General features: G+C 65.4%; 17 protein-coding genes and 2 pseudogenes. 11 read left to right on the top strand and 8 right to left on the bottom strand.

What is annotated here, in order from left to right; genetic code table 11:
* Nucleotide 1 precedes the first annotated feature (1 nt).
* Complete coding sequence (locus tag FWJ47_RS02380; protein WP_170228442.1) at nucleotides 2–2566, bottom strand: Z1 domain-containing protein; 2565 nt, start codon at nucleotides 2564–2566, stop codon at nucleotides 2–4.
* A 385-nt stretch (nucleotides 2567–2951) separates the two neighbouring features.
* On the opposite strand from FWJ47_RS02380, the gene FWJ47_RS02385 reads away from it, so the two are divergent.
* Together FWJ47_RS02385 and FWJ47_RS02390 are read left to right on the top strand one after the other, a co-directional pair.
* Nucleotides 2952–4073: a DNA cytosine methyltransferase gene (locus FWJ47_RS02385; RefSeq protein WP_246126305.1), complete on the top strand. Its 1122-nt coding sequence runs from the start codon at nucleotides 2952–2954 to the stop codon at nucleotides 4071–4073.
* Nucleotides 4074–4116: 43 nt separating this feature from the next.
* A complete protein-coding gene (locus tag FWJ47_RS02390; RefSeq protein WP_147103579.1) occupies nucleotides 4117–4542 on the top strand; it encodes a very short patch repair endonuclease in 426 nt (141 codons plus the stop codon).
* An 11-nt stretch (nucleotides 4543–4553) separates the two neighbouring features.
* Here the strand turns inward: FWJ47_RS02390 and FWJ47_RS02395 are convergent, their stop codons facing one another.
* On the bottom strand, nucleotides 4554–4985 hold the full coding sequence (locus tag FWJ47_RS02395) for an NUDIX hydrolase (protein ID WP_147103582.1): 432 nt from the start codon (nucleotides 4983–4985) through the stop codon (nucleotides 4554–4556).
* An 83-nt stretch (nucleotides 4986–5068) separates the two neighbouring features.
* Between FWJ47_RS02395 and FWJ47_RS02400 the strand changes: the two genes are divergently transcribed.
* Nucleotides 5069–6502 (top strand): ATP-binding protein, encoded by a 1434-nt coding sequence (locus FWJ47_RS02400; protein ID WP_147103585.1) that lies wholly within the window; start codon nucleotides 5069–5071, stop codon nucleotides 6500–6502.
* Here the strand turns inward: FWJ47_RS02400 and FWJ47_RS02405 are convergent.
* From FWJ47_RS02405 to mutM, 6 genes and pseudogenes are all read right to left on the bottom strand, one after another.
* Entirely contained in the window at nucleotides 6483–7109 is a 627-nt protein-coding gene (locus FWJ47_RS02405; protein WP_147103588.1) for a metallophosphoesterase family protein, read from the bottom strand. The genes FWJ47_RS02400 and FWJ47_RS02405 overlap by 20 nt on opposite strands.
* A gap of 9 nt (nucleotides 7110–7118) precedes the next feature.
* Nucleotides 7119–7907: an ATP-binding protein gene (locus FWJ47_RS12210; protein ID WP_246126306.1), complete on the bottom strand. Its 789-nt coding sequence runs from the start codon at nucleotides 7905–7907 to the stop codon at nucleotides 7119–7121.
* A gap of 87 nt (nucleotides 7908–7994) precedes the next feature.
* Nucleotides 7995–8372 (bottom strand): annotated as a pseudogene (locus tag FWJ47_RS12215) (AAA family ATPase); the annotation flags it as partial.
* A 148-nt stretch (nucleotides 8373–8520) separates the two neighbouring features.
* Nucleotides 8521–8670, bottom strand: a pseudogene (locus tag FWJ47_RS02415) (zinc finger domain-containing protein); the annotation flags it as partial.
* Between the two features lie 51 nt (nucleotides 8671–8721).
* Nucleotides 8722–9552: a PhzF family phenazine biosynthesis protein gene (locus tag FWJ47_RS02420; protein WP_147103597.1), complete on the bottom strand. Its 831-nt coding sequence runs from the start codon at nucleotides 9550–9552 to the stop codon at nucleotides 8722–8724.
* Between the two features lie 48 nt (nucleotides 9553–9600).
* Nucleotides 9601–10530 carry a bifunctional DNA-formamidopyrimidine glycosylase/DNA-(apurinic or apyrimidinic site) lyase gene (gene mutM / locus FWJ47_RS02425; protein WP_147103600.1) on the bottom strand — a complete coding sequence of 310 codons (930 nt, stop codon included), beginning with the start codon at nucleotides 10528–10530 and terminating at the stop codon, nucleotides 9601–9603.
* Nucleotides 10531–10715: 185 nt separating this feature from the next.
* Here mutM and FWJ47_RS02430 point away from each other — a divergent pair, with 185 nt between their 5' ends.
* The 8 genes from FWJ47_RS02430 to FWJ47_RS12000 all read left to right on the top strand — a co-directional run bounded on the left by FWJ47_RS02430 (nucleotide 10716) and on the right by FWJ47_RS12000 (nucleotide 21282).
* Nucleotides 10716–11252 (top strand): YceI family protein, encoded by a 537-nt coding sequence (locus FWJ47_RS02430; RefSeq protein ID WP_147103604.1) that lies wholly within the window; start codon nucleotides 10716–10718, stop codon nucleotides 11250–11252.
* A 364-nt stretch (nucleotides 11253–11616) separates the two neighbouring features.
* Nucleotides 11617–12390 (top strand): FHA domain-containing protein, encoded by a 774-nt coding sequence (locus tag FWJ47_RS02435; RefSeq protein WP_147103607.1) that lies wholly within the window; start codon nucleotides 11617–11619, stop codon nucleotides 12388–12390.
* A gap of 13 nt (nucleotides 12391–12403) precedes the next feature.
* On the top strand, nucleotides 12404–12913 hold the full coding sequence (locus tag FWJ47_RS02440) for an FHA domain-containing protein FhaB/FipA (protein WP_147103610.1): 510 nt from the start codon (nucleotides 12404–12406) through the stop codon (nucleotides 12911–12913).
* Entirely contained in the window at nucleotides 12913–14493 is a 1581-nt protein-coding gene (locus FWJ47_RS02445) for a PP2C family protein-serine/threonine phosphatase (RefSeq protein ID WP_147103613.1), read from the top strand. The genes FWJ47_RS02440 and FWJ47_RS02445 overlap by 1 nt, the downstream gene beginning before the upstream one ends.
* Entirely contained in the window at nucleotides 14490–15935 is a 1446-nt protein-coding gene (locus FWJ47_RS02450) for an FtsW/RodA/SpoVE family cell cycle protein (RefSeq protein WP_147103616.1), read from the top strand. Before FWJ47_RS02445 ends, FWJ47_RS02450 begins: the two co-directional genes overlap by 4 nt.
* Nucleotides 15932–17389 carry a penicillin-binding transpeptidase domain-containing protein gene (locus FWJ47_RS02455; RefSeq protein WP_147103619.1) on the top strand — a complete coding sequence of 486 codons (1458 nt, stop codon included), beginning with the start codon at nucleotides 15932–15934 and terminating at the stop codon, nucleotides 17387–17389. Before FWJ47_RS02450 ends, FWJ47_RS02455 begins: the two co-directional genes overlap by 4 nt.
* Nucleotides 17386–19119 carry a protein kinase domain-containing protein gene (locus FWJ47_RS02460; RefSeq protein WP_147103622.1) on the top strand — a complete coding sequence of 578 codons (1734 nt, stop codon included), beginning with the start codon at nucleotides 17386–17388 and terminating at the stop codon, nucleotides 19117–19119. Before FWJ47_RS02455 ends, FWJ47_RS02460 begins: the two co-directional genes overlap by 4 nt.
* Nucleotides 19120–19152: 33 nt before the next feature.
* A complete protein-coding gene (locus FWJ47_RS12000; protein ID WP_170228443.1) occupies nucleotides 19153–21282 on the top strand; it encodes a protein kinase domain-containing protein in 2130 nt (709 codons plus the stop codon).
* The last annotated feature ends 1 nt before the right edge of the window (nucleotide 21283 follow it).

Raw genomic sequence — 21283 nt, forward strand, 5'->3', positions numbered from 1 at the left:
CTCAGCCCTCTACCTGATGATCAGCCTCGGTGTCCTCGGGCGCAAGCTCTTCAATGGGCTCGTCATCCTCAACAGCAGCCGAAGGCGTCGGCGTGACTCCGACGAACACTGAGCGGTCGAACGCTGCTGCGTGGGGATTCACAGGTGCGATGAGGCCGTAACCGAGCACATCCTCCGGTGCCGCGAGCGCCTCTCTCGTACCCTTCTGATTCGCGTCAGGCTTCGAATCTTTGTCGATCACGTACAGGACGATCAGGCCGCGGCCCTGGACCTTTTTCTTACGCAGAGCACGCGTCTCATCGTCCTTCAGCTCTAGATCTTCGAAGCCGGGCGCTCCCGCGTGCGAAAGAAGACGAATATCCGCAATATGGTCGCCGTCTGACATGAGAGCGCGAATACTCCGAGTGTCCTCATTCCGCGCTTCAGCGGGTGCGGATCCGCTGACAGCCGCACGACGCGTCTTGTGAATGGTGACGCCGTCGTACTCCCACTCCGGTCCCCCACTGACACCGGAAGCAAGTACCACGTTCCACAGATTCTCGGGGTCTGGGCCAGTGATCGAGCCATCCTTCAGCTTGCGATCCCACTCGTCGAGCCATTTCAGCATCGTTCCGTCGTGCAGATTCCCGTGGAATGGGTGAGCTCGGAACCCCTCCATGAATTCGCGGATCACCTCGTAGGGGACGCCTTCCAAGAGCACAGCGCCTCCGGAACGCGGCTGAGCAGGAGCAGCACTGGCCTTCGCCGCGGAGAGGAGGCGTCGGCCCTGCTCAAGGTTGTCCTGGAGGACAGGCAGGCGTGCATCTAGCACATGCGTCTGGTCGCGTCGCCCCTCGAAGCCGACCTCCAGCTTGTGGGCAAACTTCATCTTGGAACGGCCCGTGATTTCAAGCCGCCCTGGGTGCCGTCGAACGCGGACCCCCACGTCCTTCGGCTTCAGTCCGGCTTTGCGCATTTCAGCAATCTCACGGCGAATCTCAGCCTCCACCGTCGCCAAGTAGCGATAGTCGTCGGCCAGGCCCTCGCTGAGCCAGATGCGCTGCAAGTCTGCATAGCCCTTGCGGAAGCCGAACCAGCGCCCCATCTGCAGGAGAGTGTCATAAGTTCGGGACGTGCGGGTGAAGTAGGAGACAAACAATCCTTCGAGGGTGAGCCCGCGCGAAAGCGTTCCACCGCCGATCACGATGGCAGTGACAGCCCGATCATCCGGATAGTCCAGGCGCTTTTCCGACTCCTCGGCCCCGTTGTCAACGATTGTCACCAGGTCGCTCAGCACAGCCCGAATGTGAGATTTCAGGTCGTCGAAGGATTCCTCGCCGAACTCGGGTTCCCTGAAGCTGGAGGCTCGCTCGATCTCCTGGAAGTAGAGACTCCGGAGAGTTGACCAGTCCCCGTCTTCCTTGACCGCCCTGCTGAGCTCATCCCGGTAGTTCTCAATAGCACTCTGGATCGAGAAGTGCGGCTCCACTCGAGGAGTCGTGTGCACAAGCATGCTGGAGTGCTTGCTGCCCTGACCGCGACTCCGCCGAATCGCCGTGGCGAGGACGAACCACTGAACAGCTCTGCGCAACGAGGGCGGGACGGTCGCCTTGAACTCTGAGACGTCCGCACCACGCCCTAAAGGCGGGACGACCTCTTCGAGGTCAATATCCGGAATATCGCGAGTCACCTCTGCGCCGGCGTCCGCACCAGCGACGTCCTCGTCGCCCTCCTCAAGTCCAAAGATCTTACGAGCCCCGTAGTACCCATCAGGCTCCGGAAGCACGTGGATGAAGTTGCTCGGGTAGAGCGTATCGTCCTCGTCCGGCTTCATAAAGAGGTTGGCGAAGGGGGTGGCCGTATAGCTCACATATGAGCCGTTGCCGACAAGGCTCCAGATCTCCCGCAGCTGCGCATGGATCTTGGACATCTCCTCCTTTTTTGCAGCGGAGTCGGGAGTGACCTGGTCAGCCTCATCGTCGATGATGAGGATCGGCAAGTTGAGGCGCTTCTCATCCGGCAGCTCTTCAAGGAAATGCTGAATGTTCTGGAGCCGTGTGGGGTTCTTTTTAGCCACCGCCAGCAGTCTTTTCGAGCCGCTGACGAGGGGAACGGCATTCTCGACCCGCGCGAAGTCTCCATCCATGCTTGTGAGCTCGGTCCACACAGGCTTGTGCACGTCAAGGTCACGGATGAGTCGGCCTTGAGTCTGACGACGAAGGTTGTTGAGAACTCCGGCGAACACGATAACGAGCTTGTAGCCGGCGTCGAAGGCTTTGGCCACCACGGAAGCATAGTTCGCCGTCTTGCCCGACTGCACATACCCGATGACAAGCCCAGACCGCTTGTCGTTGAGGTTGTGCGGCTCTGAGAGCTGCTCAACAATCTCTGTGGAGTGTCGGTCGATGCTCTCGACCGCGCCGGCGAGACCGCCGGACTCCATACGGCCCTTCAGCGCATCCCACACCTGGTCAGGAATGGGGCCCTCGTACCAGTAAGCTTCCTGCTTATCTGCGATCTGCACCTCGGAGCTCGCCTGAAAACGCTCGAGCAGATAATCGTCCCGATCCGCCTTGATACGTTCCATAGCTCCTATTGCACCCTCCATGGACCCAAACTGAGCAAGAATTCGGCGGTGGGCCTCCTCCCATGTCACACCATCTTTGCTCAGCTGGTTCTCGAGCTGCGTCTGCAGAAGTTGACGAAGCTGATCCTCCATTGGTGACTCCCTTGCGGCTCTGACCCGGCGGTTGTGCTGCTCGGGGACGACACTACACAGGGCCTCAGACATACCTGTGTCCTGCAGCAGTCCGTTAAGCGGTTGAGCTGCAGTCGAATGTATGTTCGAATACTGGAACAATTGGCCATCATCTTCAACCACCCCTACCCAGCGAACCCAATCCAACCAGCTGAGGCTGCTAACCTGTTTCAGTTAGCCTCCCACCCGCATGAAAGGAGCTCCCTTGAGCACCGTGTACCGCATGGGCGAGTTCTTTTCCGGGCCGGGCGGCATGGCCCTGGGGGCACGGTGGGCCGCCCAGGATCTTCAAGAGATGGGTCACGACGTCCGTATCGTTCATGAGTGGGCGAATGACTACGACGAAGACACAGCCGACACCTACGAAGCCAACATCCGCCCCAATCAGTTCTACCGCGGGGACGTAAGGGACGAGGCCCGAGTTCCAATTGGGGAGCTGACTCCCATCCAGGGGTTTGCGTTCGGCTTTCCATGCAACGACTTCAGCAGCGCCGGAGAGAACAAAGGGCTCGAAGGCGAATTCGGGCCTCTGTACGAAAAGGGAATCGAGGTCCTTGATACTTATAATCCCAAATGGTTCGTAGCAGAAAACGTCACCGGGCTTCTGAGCGCCAACAGTGACCGAGCTTTGACAACCATCATGAACGCGATGCGAAATGCCGGGAAATATGGCTACAAGCTCGTTCCGCACGTCTACCGCTTCGAAGAGTACGGCGTGCCCCAAAAACGGCGGCGCATCATCATTGTGGGAATAAGAGGAAATCTGCCCTACGAGTTCAAAGTTCCCGCACCTCCTACCCAGGACGAACCGCTTTCGGTCCAGGAAGCCTTCGAAAAGATCGCTCCTGACGCCCTCCACCATGAGATGCCGATTCACCGCGGGGCCGTGCGCGAGCGCCTCGAACTCATCGCGCCAGGCGAGAATGCCTTCAATGCTGAGCGCCTGCAGGATCCCAGGAATGCTCATCTCCGCCTCAAGGTGAAGGGAGCAACCCTAAGCAACATCTACCGCCGCCTCCGCCCGGACGAGCCGAGCTACACCGTGACAGGGTCCGGAGGAGGTGGGACCCACATCTATCACTGGGACGCGCCCCGCGCTCTCACCAACCGTGAACGCGCTACATTGCAGACCTTCCCTCAAAATTTCCGTTTCTCAGGGGGCCCTTCAAGCATCCGAAAACAGGTCGGGATGGCTGTTCCAGCTGAGGGTGCGCGTGCAATCTTCAGGGCCCTTTTCCTCACGTTCGAAGGGGTCAAGTACGACCACGAGAAGGCCAGCCTCGGCCGCCGTACTGACGAATTCTCGAGTTTCAGCAAGGCAAAAGCGACTGTCTGATCGAGAGTTCCCCCTCCTCTCACACGACCTCTACGCTGAGCACATGGGCGATTCATGGGCTTCCTCGGAGCATGCGCGTCTAACGATGCGCGCCAACCGCGCACGGGATACGAAGCCTGAGCTGCTGGTCAGGCGGGAGCTTCACCGGCGGGGATGGCGTTTCCGGGTGGCCTACCGGCCCCTCCCCGAGGATCGGCGTCGCACCGTCGACATCGCCTTCACCCGGCTGAAAGTCGCAGTCCACATCGACGGCTGCTACTGGCACGGATGTCCTGAGCACTTCATCCCGCCCAAGACCAACCCTGACTACTGGATGCCCAAAATCCAGCGGAACATCGAACGGGACAAAGACACCGACCAAAAGCTCCGTGCCGCAGGCTGGACCATCCTTCGCTTCTGGGAGCACGAAGACCCCGCAGAAGTCATCGAACGCATCGAAACCACGCTCCGAGAAGCGCAGAACCCCTAAGCGTCCCACTCCTACTTAAGGAGCGCTGGGGCGATCACTTCGGTGAGGAGCGGGGCGAGGTCGTCGTTGCCGAGGAGGTCCTCCTGCTCCACCCAGCGGACCTCCTCGATCTCCGCGGCGGGCTGGATCCGAGCAAGAACATCCTCCGCGTCGTCGTCGAGCCTCACCCGGAACGTGTCACACACCACCGTGAACCCCGGCTCATTCGCCGCCGGTGCAGAGAACTCACCCATCAGCACCAAGTCCGCCGGATCCAGCCGCAGACCCGTCTCCTCAAACGTCTCCCGCAGAGCCGTCTGCGCCGGCGACTCCCCCGGCTCAGGCTTCCCGCCCGGCTGCATAAACCGGTCAGTCCCCCGCTTCCGCACCGTCAGCACACGGCCCGCAGCGTCCGTCAGGACCACCGCAGCCACACGAATCACCCGAACATCAGAACCGCTCATGAAAAAGACCGTACCCACACCACCCCTCCCTGTGTTAACTTCGCATGAGTAAAGTTTACTTTTTTGAAGTTTAGTGAGGCGAAGTGAGTTTCATCGGCAGGCAGCGCGAGCTCGAGGAGCTCCGCACCCTCTTCAGCACCGTCCAGCGCGGCACCAGAGCAGACAAGGGCATCGCTGTCCTTCTCCGCGGACGCCGACGCGTCGGAAAGTCCCGCCTCGTCACCGAATTCATCGAGCAAGCCCACGCACCCCACGTCTACTTCCAAGCCGCCCGCCACGCCCCCGCCCAGCAAGAGCTCACAGACCTGCTCCACGCAGTCACCCACTCCAGCGTCCCCGACACCACGCTCGCCCAAGACAGCAACCCCCAGACCCTCACCGCCGCACTCACCCTCCTGGCCACCACCCTCCCCGACGACACCCCCAGCATCGTCGTCCTCGACGAAGCCCCCTGGCTCCTCGAAAACTTCCCCAGCGGAGCAGGCGAACTCCAACGCGTCTGGGACCGCGCGCTCTCCAGAAAACCCGTCCTCCTGCTCCTCCTCGGCAGCGATCTCTCCGCCATGGAACAGCTCAACGCCCCCGACCAGCCCTTCCACGACCGCGCCACAGAGATGGTGCTCCAACCCCTCAACCCCGCCGAAGTCGCCACCATGACCGGCACCCACGGATCCGAAGCATTCGACGCTCACCTCATCACCGGAGGACAGCCCCTCGTCGCCCAAGAATGGGAGAAAGGGATGAGCGTCAACGACTTCCTCACCACCTCATACCAGCGCCCCACCAGCGCCCTCGTCGTCTCCGGAACCCGCGTGCTGCACGGAGAGATCAGCTCCACAAGCACAGACCACGACGTCCTCCTCGCCGTCGGCGCCCAAGGCGAACGAACCTTCACCGCCATCCAGCGCGCCGGCGCAGACGGAGGATTCCCCTCAGCGACCCTCTCCCAGTCGCTCCACCGGCTCACAGGACGAAGGCTCCTCGCCGTCGACGAACCGCTCTCCACCCGCACCACCAGCAAACTCCGCCGCTTCCGCATCGCAGACCCGTCCCTGCGCTACTGGCTCGCCTTCGTCCAAACATCCCTCCCCGACATCGACCGCGGACGCCCCGACCTCGCCCTCGCACGCCACCAGCAGAACTACTCATCCTGGCGAGGACGCGCCATTGAACCCCTCATCAGAGAAGCCCTCTCCCGGCTCCTCCCCAACGACGACTGGCCGCACGTGCGCGAAATCGGCGGATGGTGGCCACGCAGCAACACCCCCGAAATCGACATCATCGGCACAGACTCCAGGCCCGCCAGCCACATCATGTTTGCCGGCACCATCAAATGGCGAGACGACCAGCCCCTCACAGCCCGAGACGCACGCAGCCTGAGTGCAGCCGTCACCGCCGTCCCAGGCGCCATCAGCGAAACCCCGCTCGTAGGTGTGACAGCAGGCCATGCGGAAACCGACGCCGACTTCGCGCGCATCTGGAACGCCGAAGAGCTCCTCACCGCCTGGACGGGGTAGCGTCACCCTGCTCGAGGATGAACCGGTGGAGGTCCTCCGCAGACACCGGACGGAAATCCCACACGTCCACGCCCACGTTCACCTGCAGGGTCCCCTCCGGCGAGCGCCGCACCCGCCAGTCATCGTGCACATGCCCGCACACCAGGGTCTGCCTCAGGTCACGCAGCCGGAACTGGGCATGACGGTCCTCCTCCGTGTGCGAATCGCCCTCATACGGGAAATGATTCAGCAGCACCCGCAGGCCACCCTCACCCGGCACCACCTCCGGCAGCTTCACCTCCGCCTGAGACACCACCGCCGCGAACCCCGCATCCGCGTACTGCTGCACGTGCAGGTGCCCGTTCCGCTCCACCGGGGAGCACAGGTCATGATTCCCCGACACCAAATATTTGGTCCCATTCATGCGGGACAGGTAGCTCAGCCCGCGGGCGCGGTCCCCCATCGCATAGTCCCCCAGAACCCACACCTCATCATCCGGGCCCACCGTCTCGTTCCAGCGGGCAATGATCCCCTCATCCATCTCCGGGACATCCGCGAACGGGCGATCGCAGTACTTGATGATGTTCGCGTGCCCAAAATGCTGGTCCGACGTGAAGAACGTGGTCATGCACCCAGGCTAGTCACCCAAGAGACTCAAGGGGACAACCGCTACCCCGTCAGACCGGCGGTACGCGTGCTTCCCCGAGTAGAGCACCATCACATCCGAAACCCTGTCAGGCATCTGCTCCCGCAACCAGCGCAGATGCTTCACATGCTCATCCGTGACGTGCGCCGACAGCTTCACCTCGACCCCCACCACGGAGCCGTCGAAGGCCTCCACGATGAGATCCACCTCCTGGCGCCCCGCCTTTGTTCTCAAGTGCCCAACGCGAGCATCCATGGCCTCAGCGATCACCCGCACAGACAAGGTCGCCAGCGACTCGAAGAGGTGCCCGGCCATTGCGGCGCCCTTAGATCCACCAAGATCCTGGGCTGTCAGCCCCAAGAGGTGAGCTGCCAGCCCGGGATCAGCCAACTGATGCTTCGGTGCGAACTGCAACCACTTGAACGGGCTGTTCAGGGCAGGGCTCCAGGCCGGCACAGGATCCAGGAGCCGCAGCTGCGTGAGTTGGTCCCGGTACGCGATGGTCGTGGTCTTGGCAGGCTGGTAACCATCACCGCTCGTAGTGGAATCCAGGATGCTCGAGTACGAAGCGGTCTGTGAGGAAGCTGCCGCATACGCCGTGAGCCAACGACGAAGCGTCTCGGGACGGCGCACGGCATACCCCTGGTCCGGCATCTCCTTATCCACGATCCTTCGCAGGTACGCTTCGAGACGGCGCTGCGCACCCTGAGGCGGCAAAGTGCAGATACCGGGGAATCCGCTCTGGGTAATCGCGGTGTAGTAGTCAGAGGCACTGAGCACAGACTCTCCGCTGAGCCGGTCAGCCTTGCCCCTCAGCATCTCCGACAAGCTGACGGCAGGGTCCTCAGCTCCCCGTTCGTGGAGAGCCATGGGTCGCATGCGGACGGAGGTGATCCGACCTGCTCCTGAATGGGTGCCGTTCCCCGGAGCAGGCGACGCGCTCCCCGTCAGCAAGAATCTTGCCGGTGGCGCCCCCTCATCCACTCGCCGCCGCACCGAATCCCAAATAGGCGGGTAATGCTGCCACTCATCCAGGAGGAGGGTTCCCGCAGGAGCGCCTTCGAACTTAGGGTCTGCCTGAACCACCGCACGTTCAGCCTCATCGTCGAGATGCCAGGAATGGCCTGCGCGACGCCGCGCCGTTTCTGTCTTTCCGACGCCCTTCGGACCGTCGATCGCCACTGCAGACTCGTAGGTGAGTAGCTCATCAAGCTGGGCATCGATACTTCTCAGGCGGTATTCCACACCCCTACGCTACCGTTTGAACACACTTTACGCTACTTTTCGAACATCTTCTACGCTACCTTTTGAACACCCTTTGACCCTCTTGAGCAAGCTTCCGACCTGGCCATTTCCTTATTTGCACACGTTCCACTACCGCGTTTGCATCCGGCTACCACCGTGGGTTCCGCGGCTTCGGCTGGCAGACGGGGCAGAAGTAGCTGCTGCGGCCCATGAACCTCTCCCGGCAGATCGGGGTGCTGCAGCGATCGCACGGCTCACCGCCCCGACCGTAGGCGTTCAAAGACCGGTCAAAGTAGCCCAACTACACCGCTGTAACTGGCTTACCGCGCAAGTATGTCCTAATGTCCCATCAGCCCGAAATAGGCCGAGCCGTGCCGCTAACCCGCACCCCTGCATCTCCTCGGGCATCCACTGCAAGCAGGCAAGGCTGCCCCATGTCCTCCCCCTGCAGAACGGTGAATTGACCGTCTGCGGGGAGAAGATCGTGCGTCCGCAGGAAGCCACCGAGTGCCGCCGCAGCGGCCCCGGTCGCAGGATCCTCTATCACCCCACCGACGGGGAACGCGTTGCGCGAGTGAATGAAGGTCGGTGACTCCCGGAAGAGCAGGCTGACCGTGCCCCACCCTTTCCGCAGCATGAGATCTTTGAGTCCTTCGAAATCGTACTCGAGTTCAGCGAGCCGCTCACGGGACGCCGCCCAGAGAATCGGATGCCACAAGCCGCCGAATGCCGCACCATAAGGCAAGGAAGGATCGAGGTCGCCCTCATCCCATCCGAGCAGTTCCAACAGCTCCGACAACACCTCGAGGGCGGTAGTGTCAGGGGTGACCGTGGTGAGAGTCGCCTGCGGCCCGTGAGGACCGTCCACAACCTCGACCGGAATCTCTCCGACGTTCGAGCGCAGCAGCAGATCGCCTGCTCCATATCGATCCTCGGCCAAAGCCACGGATGCCGCAACGGTCGCGTGCCCACAGAAATCGACCTCTGCCTGCGGGCTGAAGTAGCGGATCGAGTACTCACGCTCACCAATCGGGCGGAGAAACGCGGTCTCCGAGTATCCGAGATCTGACGCAAGCGCCAGCATCTCATGTGCGTCCATTGCCGACGCATCAAGAACAACACCGGCGGGATTGCCGCCACCATTCGCAGTGGGGAACGCACTGTAGCTGAGGTAGGTCATCATCGTAGTGTACAGACGGCATGACAAGCACTCGTCGCACAACGACGCTTACCGCTGGCACCTTGGGCAGAAGTACGACGACCGGTTCATGAACTTCTCACGGCTGATGGGGGTCCCGCAGCGTGAGCAGGGTCGGCCCGCCTGGCCGTAGCACTGCAGGGACCGGTCGAAGTACCCGCTCGCCCCATTCACGTTCACGTACAGGCTGTCGAAGCTCGTGCCGCCCGCGGCGAGCGCATCACCCATCACCTCCTGCAGGCTGGACAGCAGCAGGGACGCCTGGGCCCGAGTGATCGTCTCCGTGCGGCGGGCATAATGCAGCCGGGTCCGCCACAGCGCCTCATCCGCGTAGATGTTCCCCACCCCGGAGACCATCCCCTGGTCCAACAGGGCCCGCTTCAGCCCTGTGCGCCGCCCCCGCAGCGTCCGGAAGAACCTTTCCGCCGTGGTCACCGGTTCCAGCGGATCCGGGGCGATGTGTGCGGCGGCCGCCGGCACCAGCCGAGGCACGCCGTCGCCCGCCCCCTCCGTAAGCACAGGGTCAGGAACAAGGGGGCTGATCTGCATGCCGCCGAAGATCCGCTGATCCACGAACCGCAGCTGATCCGGGGCCTCCTCCACCGCCCCCTGCTCCTCCAAGTGCGGCAGCGCGCCCAGGTGCAGAGTGATCTTGAGGTGCTTCTCCAACGGGGCATCCGCTGCCTCCACCAGCACCTGGCCGCTCATGCCCAGATGGATCATCAGCGTCTGCTCCAGCGGGGCCCCGTACTGGTCATTCAGCGGAATCCACAGGAACTTGCCCCGTCGCTCCGGGACTCCCAGCGTCCGGTCCACCAGCTCGCGGCGGAAATGCTCCGGGCCCTCCGCATACCGGCGCAGGCTCCGCGGATCATGCACCTGGACCTGAAGAACCGGGCGCCGGGCCGCCCACGTCTCCACACCGCGGCGAACCACTTCCACTTCAGGCAGCTCAGGCACTCTTCTCCCCCATCGACGGTGCTCCAGTCCTCAACCTAATACTCCCAACAGGTGACGCTTCTTCAAATTTGAAATAAGGTGGTGCCCAGCTTGGTTGCCTACGTTCGAGGTGTGCACGGCACAGACCCGCAGCAGGACCTCAAGCAGACCACGCAGTTCCCGAGAAAAGATCTGAGGAGATCATCATGGCAATTACTCTCACCCCCGGCACCTGGACCCTGGACGCAGGCCACTCCGAGATCGGCATGACCGTGCGTCACGCCGGCATCTCCAAGGTGCGCGCCGTGTTCGAGGAGGCCACCGGCACCCTGAAGGTCGCCGAGGACGGCACTTCCGACGTCGACGTGCACGTGCGCGCCGACTCCTTCAACTCCAAGAACGGCGACCGCGACGCCCACGTCCGCGGTGAGGACTTCCTCAACGCCGAGGAGCACCCCGAGCTGACCTTCGTCGCCAAGGAGGTCAAGCCCACCGGTGAGACCTTCGACCTGACCGGCGAGCTGACCATCCGCGGCGTCTCCAAGGAGATCACCTTCGAGGTCGAGTTCGGCGGCCAGGCCGTGGACCCGTTCGGCGCCACCCGCGCCGGCTTCTCCGGCTCCGCCGTGATCTCCCGCAAGGACTTCGGCCTGAACTGGAACGCAGCGCTCGAGGCCGGCGGCGTCCTCGTGGGCGACAAGGTCACCCTGGACATCGAGTCCGCCTTCGTCCACCAGGGCTGAGCCCCTCAAGCACGACGCCGCAGGGCCCGGTCATCTGCCAGCACAGCAGAGGACCGGGCCCTGCGTGCACCTGGATGAATGGAGCCTGTGAAGCCTGGGCCGGAGGAACAGAGCGGCAGAGAAGCTCTCCAGAGCCAAAGCCCCGCCCCTCCGGGGCCCTGGAGCTGCGGCGGTGGAGCCTCAGCATGGTCGCCGCCGACGCCGACATCTCGCACCAGCCCATCCAGGCACCGTCAAGCCGGAACTGATGCTCTTCTGGGGTTACCGAACCCACGGGACGTAGACTGTCCCGCGACACTGCCCGCAGTGCGGCGTGCCCTTCCCCCACAGGCACACGCACGTTCAACCCCAAAAGGAGGTGGCTGTGGGACTGCTCGACTCACTGGAGCGCGGCATCGAGAAGGCTGTCCGCAGCGCCTTCTCCCCGCACGGAGGGAGCCTCGGCCCCGTGGAGATCGCCACCGCCGTCCGCCGTCATATGGACCGCGAGTCCACCCATGCACCCAACGGCGCCACCCTGGTGCCCAACCTCTTCAAGATCCGCCTCTCCGAGACCGACTTCAGCGAAGCCAAGAAGTACGGCACCACCCTGGCCGAGGAGCTCTGCGAAGAGATCATCCGCCACGCCGACTCCCAGGACTACACCCTGCTCGGCTCCGTGAAGGCCACCTTCGTGAAGAACACTGAGCTCAAAAAGGGCCAGATGAGCATCGAGACCACCACCGACTCCGGGGCCGCCCCCGAAGCGCCCTCCGCCCCCCAGGCATCCGGCCGGCCCGCCGCCGCCGCAGGCCCCGCAGCCACCGCCGCCCTGCCCACCAGCATGGCGAAAGCAGGCGCAGAGGCCGCCAAGACCAGCGCCATCCTCGAGCACGCCGGGAACACCCACGCTCTCAGCGAGGACACCATCATCGGGCGGTCCTCCTCAGCGGACATCACCATCACCGACACCGGCGTCTCCCGGCAGCACCTGGAGATCTTCGAGCACGAAGGCCGCTGGTACGCGCGTGACCTCGGCTCCACCAACGGGTCCTCCGTAGAGGGCCAGCCGCTCACCCCCGCCACCGGAGACGCGGAGCTCTACGACTCCGCCACCATCGCCATGGGCAACGCCCGGCTGCGATTCCGCCTGGGGTGACTCGGAGGAGCCTATGAGCGAACTCGCCATCACCGTCCTGCAGTTCGGCCTGCTGCTGCTGCTGTGGATCCTGATCCTCTCCATCATCGCCGCCCAGGGCCGCGACATGATGGTCTCCCGCCGCTCCCGCACACGGACCGGGAGCCCCGCCTCCCAGCCGCCGGCCCCGCAGGGGAGCAGCCCCGGCAGCGGCGAGCAGGCCACCATGCACCAGGCGCCCGCCCACCGGCCCAAGCCCCGCCGGCTCGTGGTCTCGGAGGGCCCGCACGTGGGCACCGAGGTGGAGCTGGGCTCATCCCCGGTCATGCTCGGCCGCGCCCAGGAGTGCACCGTGGTGCTCGACGACGACTACTCCTCCGGCCGCCACGCCCGCCTGTTCCCTCAGGGATCCCGCTGGTTCATCGAGGACCTCGGCTCCACCAACGGAACCTGGCTCGGCGATGAGCAGCTCACCCGCGCCTCCACCGTGGAGCCCGGGGACCGCATCCGCATCGGCAAGACCGTCCTGGAGCTGAGAACGTAGTGGCCCTGGTCTTCCGCTTCGCCGCACGCTCCGAGGACGGGGTCGTCCGCTCCAAGAACGACGACTCCGGTTACGCGGGCCGTTTCTTCGCCGTCGTCGCCGACGGGATGGGCGGCCATGCCGGCGGCGACGTCGCCTCTGCCTCCACCGTGCTGGACCTCGCCCACCTGGACACCCGAGGGTTCTCCGAGCCGGACACCGTCCTGCCCGACGAGATCCAGACCGCCAACGCGTTCCTGTCCAAACTGGTGGAGACCAACCCGAAGCTGCAGGGGATGGGAACCACCATCACCGCGCTGCTGATCACCAAGGACCGCCTTCAGTTCGCCCACGTGGGGGACTCGCGGGCCTACCGGCTGAAGAAGGGCCGGTTCCGGCAGATCAGCAAGGACCACACGTTCGTCCAGCGGCTCATCGACGAGGGCCGGCTCAACCCCGAGGCCGCCGAGTACCACCCGCACAAGAACGTGCTGATGAGGGTCCTCGGCGACGTCGACGCCTCCCCCGAGCTGGACATCACCAGCTTCCCGCTCGAGGCCGGCGAGCGCTGGCTGCTCTGCTCCGACGGGCTCAACGCGATCGTCTCCGACCGGCTGATCGATCAGAAGCTGCGCTCCACCCTCTCCCTGGAGCAGATCGTCGACGATCTCACCAACCTGACCCTCGACGGAGGCGCCCCGGACAACGTCACCGTCGTCGCCCTGGAGGTGGTCGACGCCGACGAGGCAGACCTCGCCGACTCCGACTCCCTGCCGCTGTCCGAGCAGGCGGTCGCCGCCGCGGAGGGCCCCTACACATGGGACGAGAACCCTCACCAGACGATGGAGATGGACCTCATTCCCGTGGTCAACAAGGAGGCCATGACCGGCCACGAGTACGACGACGCCGAGCTCTCCCCGCTCTCAGCCTCCATGGTCCGCTCCACCATCGGGGTCCGCCCCCACGTGCTGGTCGGCGCGGCCACCACCGCCACTGAGACCGGCACCATCCCGCTGGTGCCGCGCAACGTGGACGAGCACCCGGTCCCCGTGCTCTCCGGGCAGCCGCTGAAGCCGGTGCGGCACACCTACTCGGAGATGCTCGCCGGCTACGACCCCCACCACAAGGACCCGCTGACCCGGGTGGCCGACGACGCCGACACCGACACCGAGGACGGCGGAGACTCCCAGGAGCAGGAGCAGGAGGACGAGGACTTCGGCCTCGAGCTCGACGATGACGACGTCGACTCCCTCGCCCAGGCGCGCCGACGCCGCGCCTGGTTCCTGCCGACGTTCGTCGCGCTGCTGACCGTTCTGGTCGCCGTGGTCGCGTTCATCGGCTACGTGTGGACCCAGCAGCAGTACTACGTGGGCGAGGACGACGGCGAGGTCGCCATCTACACCGGGGTCTCCCAGGAGCTCGGGCCCATCAGCCTCTCGGAGGTCAACGAACACTCCGGAATCCCCATCGATGAGCTGAGCCGCTACGAGCGGGACCGCCTGGAGTCCGGCATCCCCGCCGACGACCGCCGCCACGCGGAGCAGATCGTCGAAGCCCTGGCCGACGACGCCGACCTCACTGAGGATGGTGACCAGCAATGACCGCCTCCACGGAGACCTACCGCCCCCGCCGAAACATAGAGCTGCTGCTGCTGGCCGCCGCGCTGGTGATCGGCATCGGCGCCCAGCTGCTCGTCGGCATCACCCTCGACGAGACCCTGGACTCCTTCTACTGGGTGACCGGCGGACTGTATGCCGCCATGGCCCTGGGCTTCCACGTGGTGCTGAGGCTGCGCGCACGGTACGCCGACCCGTTCATCCTGCCCATCGTGGTCACCCTCAACGGGCTGGGGATCGCGATGATCCACCGGCTGGACCTCACCCCCAACTACGAGGACGTCGCCGGCCGGCAGCTGGCCTGGACCGCCGTGTCCATGCTCGCCGCCGTCGCCCTGATGTGGTTCCTCAAGGACCACCGGCGGCTGCGCCAGGTCACCTACATCTCCCTGCTGGCCAGCGTCATCCTGCTGATGATGCCGATGCTCCCGGGCATCGGCATGGAGCTCAACGGGGCGCGGGTGTGGGTGAACCTCGGCATCGCCACCTTCCAGCCCGGTGAGCTCGCCAAAGTCACCCTGGCGATATTCTTCGCCGGGTTCCTCGCCAACAACCGTGACCTCATCCTGCTCGCCGGCAAGAAGATCGGTCCGCTGAGCCTCCCCCGCGCCCGGGACCTCGCACCCCTGTTCATCGCCTGGCTGGCGGCACTGGGCGTGCTGATCATGCAGAACGACCTCGGCACCGCCCTGATGTTCTTCGGCCTCTTTGTGGCCGTGATCTACGTGGCGACCTCGCGGATCTCCTGGATCGTCATCGGCGGCGGGTTCATCGCAGCCGGCGCCGCCCTGGCCTTCATGTACGTCCCGCACGCCCAGCAGCGCCTGCAGATCTGGCTGGACCCCTTCGACCCGGACATCTACGGACGCGAGTTCGGCGGCTCCCACCAGGTGGTCCAGGGACTCTTCGGCCTGGCCAACGGCGGGCTGTCCGGCACCGGCCTCGGCTCGGGCTCCCCCCAGATGGCGCCCCTGGCCAACTCGGACATGATCCCCGCCGCCTTCGGCGAGGAGCTGGGATTCATCGGCCTGGCCGCGATGCTGGTGCTCTACCTGCTGCTCTTCAGCCGCTACATGCGCGCCGGCATCGGCACCCGCGACTCCTTCGGCAAGCTGCTCGCCGTGGGCCTGGCCGTGGTGCTGGTGCTTCAGGTGTTCGTCGTCGTCGGCGGCATCACCCGGGTCATTCCCATGTCCGGCCTGGTCTCACCGTTCCTGGCCGCCGGCGGCTCCGCGCTGCTGGCCAACTGGCTGATCGTCGCGCTGATGCTGCTGATCAGCCACTCCGCGCGCCGGCCCGTCGTCGTCGGAGGAATGGTCAACACCTCCGGGGAGGGGGCCTCCGGCACCGAGCACCCGCTGACCTGGAAGGACACCGGAGAGACCCAGCCGGCCCGTCAGAGCGAGCCCGCCGGAGGTGACCGATGAACCGCGCCATACGTCACACCTGGATCGTCTCGGTCGCCATGTTCATGGTGCTGCTGGTGGCGCTGAGCCTCATCCAGGTGGTCCTCACCGATGATCTCGACTCACATCCCACGAACGCCCGACAGACCATCCAGCAGGCCGGCGCCCCCCGTGGACCCATCACTGTGGACGGGACCCCGATCGTCGAATCGGTGGAGTCGGAGAACTCCGTGTACGACTACCAGAGGGTGTACCACGAGCCTGAGCTCTACGCCGGCATCACCGGCTTCTTCTCCGTAGTTCAGGAGGGCGCCCCCGCTGGTATCGAGAATGCTGAGAACGAGTACCTGACCGGACAGTCGGACTCCCAGTTCTTTGACCGTGTGACCTCCCTGTTCACCGGGGACACCCTGCAGGGAGCGCAGGTGGAGCTGACCCTCGACCACTCCCTGCAGCAGGCCGCCTTCGACCTCATTCCCGATGACGCCCGCGGCTCCATCGTGGTCACCGAGGTGGATACCGGAGAGGTCAGGGCCATGGCCTCGAAGCCCAGCTACGACCCCAACGACCTGGCCGTGCAGTCGTATGACCAGTACACGGCCAACGTGAATCAGCTGGACGAAGCTGGGGTTGACCCCTACAGCTTCAGGCCGATGAACTCGACCATCGCCCCGGGCTCCACGTTCAAGCTCATCGACGCCGTCGCCATGCTGGAGTCCGGCGACTACGAGATCGACGAGGAGCTCGACAACCCGCCGGAGATCGACCTGCCGGACACCGAGAACACGCTGCAGAACTTCCGCGACGGCGGCTGCGGCGCCCAGTCGCAGGCCGAGCTGACCTGGATCTTTGCGAACTCCTGCAACACCCCCTTCGCCGAGGCCGCCATGGACATGGGACACGGCCCGCTGCTGGAGGCCGCCGAGGCCTTCGGCTTCAACCAGCCGATGCGCATCCCCAACCACGTCACCGCGTCGAACTTCCCGGAGGAGGACCTGCACGACGCACCCTTGGCTCTGAGCTCCATCGGCCAGGACAACGTCACCGCAACCCCGCTGCAGATGAACATGGCGGCTGCGGCCATCGCCAACGACGGGGCCCTGATGCAGCCGCAGATGGTCGACACAATCCGCGGCTCCGACCTCCAGATCCTCTCCCAGCCGGCTCCGGAGGTGTTGAATGATGTCATGTCCTCCTCCACCGCCTCCGACATCGCCGAGATGATGGTGGAGACCGCCGAATCGGGCACCGGCGCCGCAGCTGCGGCTCAGACCAGCCACGACATCGCCGTGAAGACCGGCACCGCGGAGATCGACGGCACCGATGAGGTCCACTCCTGGATCACCGGCTTCGCGCCCGCCGACGAGCCGGAGTATGCGATCACCGTCACCTACGAGCGCACCAGCTACACCACCGGCTCCGCACTGACCGCCGGGAACTTCGCGTCGATGGTTGAGGAGGTGATGAGCGAGTGAGGCCAGCAGTAGGCATCACCATGGGCGACCGGTACAAGCTCACCGAACGGATCGCCATCGGCGGGATGGGCGAGGTCTGGAAGGCCGACGACGAGATCCTCGGCCGCACCGTCGCCATCAAGATCCTCAAGGAGGAGTACACCGGCGACGAGGCCTTCCTCCGCCGGTTCCGCGCTGAGGCCCGGCACACCGCGCTGCTGAACCACCCCGGCATCGCCGACATCTACGACTACGGCGAGCAGGCCGGCTCCGGCTACCTTGTGATGGAGCTGGTCCCCGGCCGCCCGCTGAGCCTCATCCTGGAGAAGGACAAGACTCTCCCCTGGGAGAAGACCCTCTCGATCCTCGCCCAGACCGGCCGTGCCCTGCAGGTCGCCCACGACCAGGGCCTCGTCCACCGTGACGTGAAGCCCGGCAACCTGCTGATCACCCCCACCCGTCGGGTGAAGATCACCGACTTCGGCATCGCCCGGCTTGCCGACCAGGTCCCGCTGACCGCCACCGGCCAGGTGATGGGCACCGTCCAGTACCTCTCCCCCGAACAGGCCACCGGCCAGCACGCCACCGGCTCCAGCGACATCTACGCGCTCGGCGTCATCGGCTACGAAGCGCTGATCGGCCAGCGTCCCTTCACCGGGGACTCGCAGATCGCGATCGCCCTGAAGCAGGTCAACGAGCCGCCCCCGTCCCTGCCCGAGAACATCCCCGAGCCCGTCCGCGCGCTCATCATGACCATGCTCGCCAAGGAGCCCGAGGAGCGGCCCGCCAACGCAACCAAGATGGCCGACGCCGCTGAGGCCCTGCTGCGGCAGGACCTCACCGCAGCGCTGGAGGCCGTGCCTGCCATGCGCGGCCACCTCGCCGTCGGCGAGGACGTCGACACGCAGATCCTCCCCGCCTACCACGCCTCTCCAGGGGGCGATTCCCCGGGGGAAGCGCAGGCGGGGGCCCCGTCAGCAAGGACCCCCGAGCAGCCCGAAGACCCTTCCGGCCCTGGGATCGCCTACGGCCTCTCCGCCGACGAGCCTGAGACCGGCGAACGGCCCGTCTCCCCGGTCCAGGGGGACGCTCCCGGGTGGAAGTGGTCCGCGGCCATCCTCGTGCTGCTGGTGCTGCTGGCCCTCGCCGCGGCGATCTTCCTGCCCCGGCTCGCCTCGGGAGACTCCCCCGACGAGCAGCTGGCCACCGGCGAGCCCACCGAGCCGCCCACCGAGGTGGAGACGGTCACCGCCGAGCCGGAGCTCATCGACATCGACCAGGAGGCGCTGCTGGGCCTGCCCGTGGAGGAGGCAGCAGCGATCCTCGAAGACCAGGGGTTCGAGGTGGAGACCGAGGAGGCCGCCTCGAACGAGCCGGCCGGCACCGTCATCCAGGTGATCCCCACCGGCGAGATGCCTCCCGGCAGCGTGATCCACCTCCGATACTCCGCAGGCCCGCCGCCGGCGCCCACCACCCAGGCGCCGCCGCAGCAGGACGCGCCCACCACCCAGGCCCCCGCGCCCCCGCCGGCCCAGGACGACGGCCAGGGCAACGGCAGCGTTGAGGAGGATGACGACGACGAGACGCCGTCGCCCACCCCCACCTCGCCCTCGCCGACCCCCACCAGCCCTTCCCCCAGCCCGGACGAAGACCAGGGCGAGGAGGACGACGAGGCCGAGGCCACGGCGCCCACCACCGGCACGACCGCCGGCACCGGAACGTTGACCACCAGCTCCAATGCGTCGGAGTGACCCCGATGCCCATATGCGACACTGAGTTGATCCATGACTGAGACAGACCAGCGCGTGCTCAACGGCCGCTACCGCATTGAGACCCTGATCGGGCGCGGCGGCATGGCCGACGTATACCGTGCCCACGATCTCTCCCTCCAGAGGCCCGTGGCCGTGAAGATGCTGCGCCCGGACCTCGCCCGGGATCCGCAGTTCATCACCCGGTTCAAGCGTGAGGCCCAGTCCTCGGCCTCCCTGAACCACCCCAGCATCGTCGGCGTGTATGACACCGGCCAGGCCACGGTGGACTCCAACGGCGGGGTTGAGACTCCCTTCATCATCATGGAGCACGTGGAGGGGGTCACCCTGCGCCACATCCTCCACGGCAGCCCGAACACCGAGGCCGACCAGACCGCCGCGCCGCCCCCGCCGCCGCACGAGAGCGGAACCGGCGACTCCGACGATGTCCTGGCGCTCTCCGACCAGATCCCTTCGGAGGAGGACCAGCCCACTCAGGCGATCGCCCCACCCCTGCAGGAGAAGATCGACCACGCCCTCGGCAAGCCTCTGGACGAGGTGGAGGCGGTCGGATACATGTCCGGGATTCTGGCCGCCCTCGGCTACAGCCACGAGCGCGGCATCGTCCACCGGGACATCAAGCCCTCCAATGTGATGGTGTCCAACCACGGCGCGGTGAAGGTGATGGACTTCGGAATCGCCCGGGCTGTGGCCGACTCCGCGAACACGATGACCCAGACCGCCTCGGTGGTGGGCACCGCCCAGTACCTCTCCCCGGAACAGGCCCGCGGAGAGATCGTCGACCACCGCAGCGACCTCTACTCGGCCGGCTGCCTGCTCTTCGAGCTGCTGACCAACCGGCCCCCCTTCGTGGGCGAATCACCGGTCTCGGTCGCCTATCAGCACGTCAAGGAGCAGCCCCCGGCGGTCTCCGAGTTCAACGCCCGAGTCACCCCGGCCATGGAGTCCGTGGTGGCCAAGTCCCTGGCCAAGGACCCTGTTCTGCGGTTCCAGGACGCCGGCGAGTTCCACCACGCCCTGCAGAACGCGCTCCAGGGAATCCCGGTGGACGACTACGACGCCACCGGCGTAATGCCGGCGGTCGCGGCCGCCGGAGCAGGGGCCGGGGCCAACCGCAGCTTCGACGACCTCGTCGGCAGCTCGGCCCCCGCGCTCTCGGCCCGCACCCCTGAAGACCCGGACATCGACGACTACGCCGACTACGGCTACGGCGAAGGACGACGCCGCCGCGGGCTGCTTCTGCCGATCCTCAGCGCGGTCCTGCTGGTGGGCCTCATCGCCGCCGGCGTGTATCTGCTCACTCAGCTGGGCGGCGGCGACCCTGAGGAGATCGCTGTCCCCGAGGTCGAAGGCATGACTCGGTCCGAGGCGCTCGACGAGCTCTCCGAAGCCACCCTGCGCCCGCAGATCGAGAACCAGGCGCACGAGGAGATCGACGCCGACCACGCCATCGGCACCGACCCTGAAGCCGGGCAGATGGTGGAGGAGGACTCACAGGTCACCCTCTACATCTCTGAGGGCGCCGAGTCCGTCACCATCCCGGAGGGACTGGTCGGCTCCGACGAGGCCACTGTCACCGCTGAGTTGGAGAGCCTGGGCCTGGAAGTCGGCGAGGTGACTGAGGAGGACGACCCCTCCGCCTCCGCCGAGGAGGTCCTCGCCGTCAGCCCCGAGGAGGGCACCGAGGTCCAGGCCGGCTCCAGTGTGAGCCTGACTGTCTCCACCGGGGAGGTTCAGCTGCCTTCCGGCTTGGTCGGCGAATGGCGGGAGCCTGTGGAGGCCGCCCTCACCGACGCCGGCATCTCCTGGGAGCTGAACTGGGTCATCCTTGACGAGCCGGACGATTACTTCGCCGGCCAGGTCATCGAACTCGAAGTCAACGGCCAGTCCGTCGACGACGGCGGCAGCGTGCCCAACGACGCCACCGTCACCCTCAACACCGTCAGCGGAGAGTCCTGGCCTGAGCCGGAGGAGGAAGACGAGGAGGATGAGGACGAGGAACCCGACGAGGACGACTCGGACGAGGACAACGGCAACGGCAACGGCAACGGCAACGGCAACGATGACAATGGCAACAACGGGAACAACGGCAATGGGAACGGGAACGGGAACAATGGCAACGGCGACGAGGACGACGAGGAGTAGC

It is taken from the genome of Nesterenkonia populi, assembly GCF_007994735.1.
Classification (GTDB): domain Bacteria; phylum Actinomycetota; class Actinomycetes; order Actinomycetales; family Micrococcaceae; genus Nesterenkonia; species Nesterenkonia populi.